This is a genomic window from Delftia sp. WSY_12, from assembly GCF_043104645.1.
GTDB classification, from domain to species: Bacteria; Pseudomonadota; Gammaproteobacteria; order Burkholderiales; family Burkholderiaceae_C; genus Comamonas; species Comamonas tsuruhatensis.
Map to the genome: position 1 here is coordinate 58424 of NZ_JBICKW010000058.1, position 6394 is coordinate 64817.

Below are 6394 nucleotides of genomic sequence, written 5' to 3' on the forward strand. Positions count from 1 at the left end.
GTTGGAAAGCGCTATGCAGGACAATACGGGGATCATGACCCTCAAAGCCCCCGAACTGCTGCTGCCGGCCGGCTCGCTCGACAAGATGCGCGCGGCCTACGACTTTGGCGCCGACGCCATCTACGCCGGGCAACCCCGCTACAGCCTGCGCGCACGCAACAACGAATTCCGCCTCGAACAGATCGCCCAGGGCATCTCCGAGGCGCATGCGCGGGGCAAGAAATTCTTCGTCACCAGCAACCTGATCGCCCACAACGACAAGGTGCGCACCTATATCCGCGACATCGAGCCCGTGATCGAGTGCAAGCCCGACGCGCTGATCATGGCCGACCCCGGCCTGATCATGATGGTCAAGGAAAAGTGGCCCGAGACCGAGGTCCATCTCTCGGTGCAGGCCAACACCACCAACTGGGCCACGGTGAAGTTCTGGCAGAAGGCCGGCGTCTCGCGCATCATCCTGTCGCGCGAGCTGTCGCTGGACGAGATCGAGAAGATCCGCCAGGAATGCCCGGACATGGAGATCGAGGTCTTCGTGCACGGCGCGCTGTGCATCGCCTACTCGGGCCGCTGCCTGCTGTCGGGCTACTTCAACCGGCGCGATCCCAACCAGGGCACCTGCACCAATGCCTGCCGCTGGGACTACAAGACGCATGACGCGGCCGTGGACCCCAATACCGGCGAGGCCCTGGCCCAGACCATGGAGCAGGACTTCAGCTTCGAGAAGGCCCGCGAGGAAGCCGACAGCCAGTTCACCAGCACCTGCGGCGACGGCGCGCGCCACCCCAAGGCCGAGCAGGTCTACCTGCTGGAGGAAAAGGGCCGCCCCGGCGAGCTGATGCCCATCATGGAAGACGAGCACGGCACCTACATCATGAACTCCAAGGACCTGCGCGCCGTGGAGCATGTGGAGCGCCTGGTGAAGATCGGCGTGGACTCGCTCAAGATCGAGGGCCGCACCAAGAGCCTGTACTACGTGGCCCGCACGGCCCAGGTCTACCGCCGCGCCATCGACGATGCCGTGGCCGGCCGCCCCTTCAACCCGCACCTGATCACCGAACTCGAAGGCCTGGCCAACCGGGGCTACACGGGTGGCCTGCTGGAGCGCCGTCCCTCGCAGGACTACCAGAACTACGAGACCGGCCACTCGGTGCTGCAGCGCAGCCACTTCGTGGGCGAAGTGCGCAGCTATGCCGACGGCATGGCGGAAGTGGAGACCAAGAACCGCTTCTCGGTGGGCGACACGCTGGAGATCATCCACCCCCAGGGCAACCGCCAGGTGCTGCTGGAGAAGATGTTCAACCTCGACGGCGAGCCCGTGCAGGTGGCCCAGGGCAACCCGGTGCGCGTGCGCATCCCCCTGGAAGGCCCGGCTGAAGGCGCGCTGATCTCGCGCCTGCTCTGAGGGCGGGCTTCGCCCCTGCTTCCAGTATTTCTTCTTGGCGGCCGTCCAGGTCCATTGCCGCAATGGCTTGGAGCGGTCGCCTTTTTCTTTCATTCCTCATTTCTGCACTGCCATGGACATCGTCGTCAACGAAGAACTCAAGGCCTACATCGACCCGCTGACCCCCGATGAACTCGACGCGCTGGAGCGCAGCATCCTGGCCGAGGGCTGCCGCGATGCGCTCGTGCTCTGGAACGACCTGCTCATCGACGGCCACAACCGCTACGCCATCTGCCAAAAGCACGGCCTGCCCTTCAACACCATCCAGGCCACGCAGTTCAAGAACATGGATGACGTGCACCTGTGGATGATCGACCAGCACCTGGGCCGCCGCAGCGTGTCCGACTTCCAGCGCGGCGTGCTGGCGCTGCGCAAGCGCGAGATCATTGCGGCCCGCCGCTCGGCCGCTGCCGCCGCCGTGATGGCGGCCAAGGCCGAGGCGCCGGCCCAGCCCGAAGGCGAAGCGCCCTGGGAAGGCGAGACCGACCCCGTGGTGGTCGCCGCCCTGGCCAGCGTGGCCAAGGTGCCCGACGAGGCACTGGACACGCGCGAGGCCCTGGCCCGCGTGGCCCGCCTGTCCAGCAGCCAGGTCAAGCTGATCGAGACCATCCAGCAAAAGGCCGCGCCCGAAGTGGTGGCCGCCGTGCGCTCGGGCGACATCTCGCTGAGCACCGCCGCCGTGGTCGCCAGCCTGCCCGTGGATGAGCAGCAGGCCGTGGCCGCCGCCGGCGCCGACGAACTCAAGCAGGCCGCCAAGCGCGTGCGCGATGCGAAGAAAAAGCCCAAGGCCGCCAAGCCCGAAGCCGACGCTGCCGACGGCGAAGGTGCGGCCGTGACCGCCTCGCCCGAGGAACTGCAGCAGCGCGTGAACGAACTTGAAGCCGAGAACGAGCGCCTGCGCCAGCAAATCAAGGCCTTGCAGGAACTGCTGGCCGAACAGGGCTGATCCCCGGGCCGCGACCTCCCCAGGCATGACGCGCTACCAGGAACTGGCCGACGATATCGAGGCCTCCATCGCCGCAGGCGTGCTGCGCGCGGGCGACAAGCTGCCCTCCGTGCGTCACACCAGCGAGCGGCGCGGCGTCAGCGCCTCCACGGTGTTCCAGGCCTACTACCTGCTGGAGGCACGCGGCCTGGTGCGCGCGCGCGAGCGCTCTGGCTACTTCGTCGCGGCGCGGCCGCACAGCGCCCCGCCCGAGCCCACGCAGCTGTCGGCCCCCCCGGGCGAGCGCTTTGCCGTGGTCGATGTGAGCGAGCGGGTGTTCGAGGTTCTGGAATCGTCCATGGACCGCGATGTCGTGCCGCTGGGCTCGGCCTTTCCCTCGCCACGCCTGTTCCCGCTGCAGCGCCTGGGCCAGGCCCTGGCCCGCGCCGCGCGCCAGGCCGATCCGCGCAGCGCCCTCGACGACCTCACGCCCGGCAGCATGGCATTGCGACGCCAGATCGCGCGGCGCTACTTGGCCGACGGTCTGGCACTGTCACCGTCCGACCTGGTCATCACCAATGGCGCGCTGGAGGCACTGAACCTGTGTCTGGCCGCCGTCACGCGGCCCGGTGGCGCCGTGGTCATCGAATCGCCCTGCTTCTACGGCGCGCTGCAGGCTCTGGAGCGCATGGGGCTGTCCGCCATCGAGGTGCCCACGCATCCCGGCGAAGGCATGGACCTGGCCGCGCTGGAGACCGCCGTGCAGCGTCACCGGCCCCAGGCCATCTGGTTGATGACCAGCTTCCAGAATCCGCTGGGCAGCCTGATGCCCGAGGCGCGCAAGAAGGCCCTGGTGGAACTGGCCACGCGCCACCAGCTGCCGCTGATCGAGGACGATGTCTACGGCGAGCTGTACTTTGGCGAACACCGCCCGCCACCGGCCAAGGCCTTCGACACCGAGGGCTGGGTGCTGCACTGCGCCTCGTTCTCCAAGTGCCTGGCGCCCGGCTGGCGCGTGGGCTGGACCGCTCCGGGCCGCTTCACGCGCGCCGTGGCGCGGCAAAAGCTCACCACCACGCTGGCCACCAATGCCCCCAGCCAGCAGGCGCTGGCCGACTACCTGGAAAGCGGTGGCGTGGACCGCCACCTGCGCCGCCTGCGCCAGAGCCTGGCCCTGCAGCGGGACCACATGGCATCGGCCATTGCCCGCCACTTTCCGCAAGGCACGCGGGCCACGCGGCCCGAGGGCGGCTACTTCATGTGGATAGAGCTGCCGCCGTACTGCGATGCGCTGGCCCTGCACCGCGCAGCGCTGGCGCGCGGCATCAGCGTGGCGCCGGGGCCGATCTTCTCGGCCTCGCAGGCCTTCGGCCATTGCCTGCGGCTGAACTACGGCCATGACTGGAGCGACGAGACCGGGCAGGCCCTGGCCACGCTGGGCGAGCTGGCCCGCGCAATGCAGTCCCTTCCCGCAGCAAAAGCAGCAGGGTAAGCGCCCGCTGCGCTGGAGGCACCTGCTGCGCTGTAGCGCCCGGGCAACGCGACCCCGCGCAGCTGCTGCCAGCCTGGTGCCGGCTGGATGATTCTCATTTAGACTCGCGCACCGAACCGGCATTGCCGCCATGCATGCTGACCGGTCCTTGTCTCCTGCTTCCGCCTCGCCCGCCGCCACGCGTCCTGCAGCCTGCCAGCCGACCCTTCAGCGCTGCACCATTCCCAGAGGCACAAAGGAAGTTTTCCATGGTTTCCAGCAATCACTGCGCCACGCTCACACGCTGCGCGGCCGCTGTCGCCGCCGCCCTGCTGTCGCTGCAGGCGTCGGCACAGGCACCATCGCCCACCACCACCGCACCCGAGGCCGGCCTGTCCACCATCACCGTCACGGGCAACTGGCTGGACAACCCCAGCGAGGAAAAAGTGCTGGACCATGCCGGCGCGCGCACCATCGTCGAGCGGACGCGCATCGAGGAAACCGGCTCCTCCAGCCTGCGCGACGTGCTGCGCCTGGTGCCCGGCGTGCAGGTGCAGGACAGCAACGGCACGGGCGGCAGCGATGTGTCCCTGAACATCGGCGTGCGCGGCCTGACGGCACGCCTGTCGCCGCGCTCGTATGTGCTGATGGACGGTGTGCCCGTCTCCTACGCGCCCTACGGCCAGCCCCAGCTGTCGCTGGCGCCCGTCTCGCTGGGCAACCTGGAGTCGGTGGACGTGATCCGCGGCGCGGGCTCGGTGCGCTACGGCCCCCAGAACGTGGGCGGCATCATCAACTTCGTCACGCGCGCCATTCCCAAGACCTTCGCGGCCGAGGCCTCGGTGGGCGCCGAGTTCTACAGCCACGGCGGCAATGCCAAGACCACGCCCAGCCTCTTCGTGGGCGGCACCAGCGAATCCGGCCTGGGCCTGGCCCTGCTGTACTCGGGCACGCATGGCGACGGCTGGCGCGCAGGCAATGACAAGACCGACATCGACGACATCCTGGTCAAGGGCGCCTACCGCATCTCGGCCCAGGACGACATCGCCGTCTCGCTGCACCACTTCGAGGGCTCGGGCCGCATGCCCGGCGGCCTGACCACGGCGCAGTACGCGGCCGACCCGTTCCAGTCCACGCGCTCCTACGACAGCTTCGACGGCCGCCGCACCGATGCCTCGTTCAAGTACAACCACAAGGACGGGCGCAACAACTTCGAGGTGCTGGGCTACTACGTGGACTCGTTCCGCGGCAGCCACATCGAGCAGGACAACGCCAACCAGCGCCGCCTGACCGCCGCGCCGCGCAGCTACCACTACTTCGGCATCGAGCCGCGCTACTCGCGCCTGTTCGAGACCGGCTCCGTGGTGCAGGAAGTCAGCGTGGGCTACCGCTACCTCAAGGAAAGCAGTTCCGAGGTCGCGCTGCGCACCGCCTACTACAACCCCGCCACCATGGCCAACGCCATGGCCCTGCCGATCACGCCCTACCAGACCAGCCAGGGCGGCACCACGGCCCATGCCTTCTACATCGATGACCGCATCGACATCGGCAACTGGACCATCACGCCCGGCGTGCGCTACGAACGCATCAACTCCTTCAACAACGTCAGCAACCTGGGCGCCGACGGCAGCACCGTCACCAGCCAGCTGTTCCCCAAGGCCGAGGCACGCGAGCTCCTGCCCACGCTGTCCGTGCTCTACCGCATGAATGCGCAGTGGTCGCTGTTCGCCAACGCGGGCAAGTCCTTCGGACCGCAGCAGTATGCGCAGCTGGCCCAGACCGAGCGCGGCCTGCATCCCGAATCGGCCAAGACCTATGAGGTGGGCACGCACTACAACAGCCCGGCGCTGAACGCCGAGCTGACGCTGTTCAACATCGACTTCGACAAGGAACTGCTGCTGACCCGCGTGGGCGTGGACGGTATCTGGACCGACCTGGGCGCCACGCGCCACCGCGGCATCGAGTCCTCGCTGCGCTACGACCTGGGCCAGTGGAACGCCGCGCTCAAGGGGCTGACGGCGGGTGTGTCCTATACCTATACCGAGGCCGTCTCGCGCGCCGGCGATTTCGCGGGGCGCGACCTGCCGCTGTACTCGCGCCACACGGGCCAGCTGTGGGCGCGCTATGCGCTGGGGCAGTGGACGCTGAATGCGGACCTGGCCGCGCAATCGAAGCAGCGCTCTCCGGGGTCGGGCACGCAGTATGTGACGCAGGAAGATGCTGCGGGGCGGCTGGGCGATATTCCCGGGTTTGCAACCGTGGGCCTGCGTGCGGGCTATGACTTTGGCAAGTCGCTGAGCAATCTGCGGGTGGCCGTGGGGGTCAAGAATCTGTTTGATCGCAGGTACTACACGCGGTCTACGGACAACAACGGGGGCAAGTATGTGGGGATGCCTCGGACGTTGTATGTGCAGGGGACGTTGCCGTTCTGAGGCTTTGGTTTACGTGGGTCTGTTTTTGACCCTGCCGGGTGGTATTTTTCTGAGGCCGGGTCTCGGCCCGGCGGCCGACTGCCCTTTCTTGATTCGCCAAGAAAGGTCAGATCAAAGCAGGCGAC

4 protein-coding genes are annotated in these 6394 nt (G+C 67.8%); all 4 read left to right on the forward strand.

Going from position 1 to position 6394, the window contains the following annotated elements; translation table 11 throughout:
• The first annotated feature begins 13 nt into the window (after positions 1 to 13).
• The 4 genes from yegQ (at position 14) to ACF8LI_RS25575 (ending at position 6269) form a co-directional block, all read left to right on the forward strand.
• Positions 14 to 1402: a tRNA 5-hydroxyuridine modification protein YegQ gene (gene yegQ, locus ACF8LI_RS25560; RefSeq protein WP_016453913.1), complete on the forward strand. Its 1389-nt coding sequence runs from the start codon at positions 14 to 16 to the stop codon at positions 1400 to 1402.
• Positions 1403 to 1514: 112 nt separating this feature from the next.
• Complete coding sequence (locus ACF8LI_RS25565; protein ID WP_047325734.1) at positions 1515 to 2387, forward strand: plasmid replication/partition related protein; 873 nt, start codon at positions 1515 to 1517, stop codon at positions 2385 to 2387.
• 25 nt (positions 2388 to 2412) lie between these two features.
• On the forward strand, positions 2413 to 3858 hold the full coding sequence (locus ACF8LI_RS25570; RefSeq protein ID WP_016450445.1) for a PLP-dependent aminotransferase family protein: 1446 nt from the start codon (positions 2413 to 2415) through the stop codon (positions 3856 to 3858).
• A 248-nt stretch (positions 3859 to 4106) separates the two neighbouring features.
• The gene (locus ACF8LI_RS25575; protein WP_392414503.1) at positions 4107 to 6269 is read left to right on the forward strand and encodes a TonB-dependent receptor family protein; all 2163 of its coding nucleotides are present in this window, start codon (positions 4107 to 4109) and stop codon (positions 6267 to 6269) included.
• Positions 6270 to 6394 lie beyond the last annotated feature (125 nt).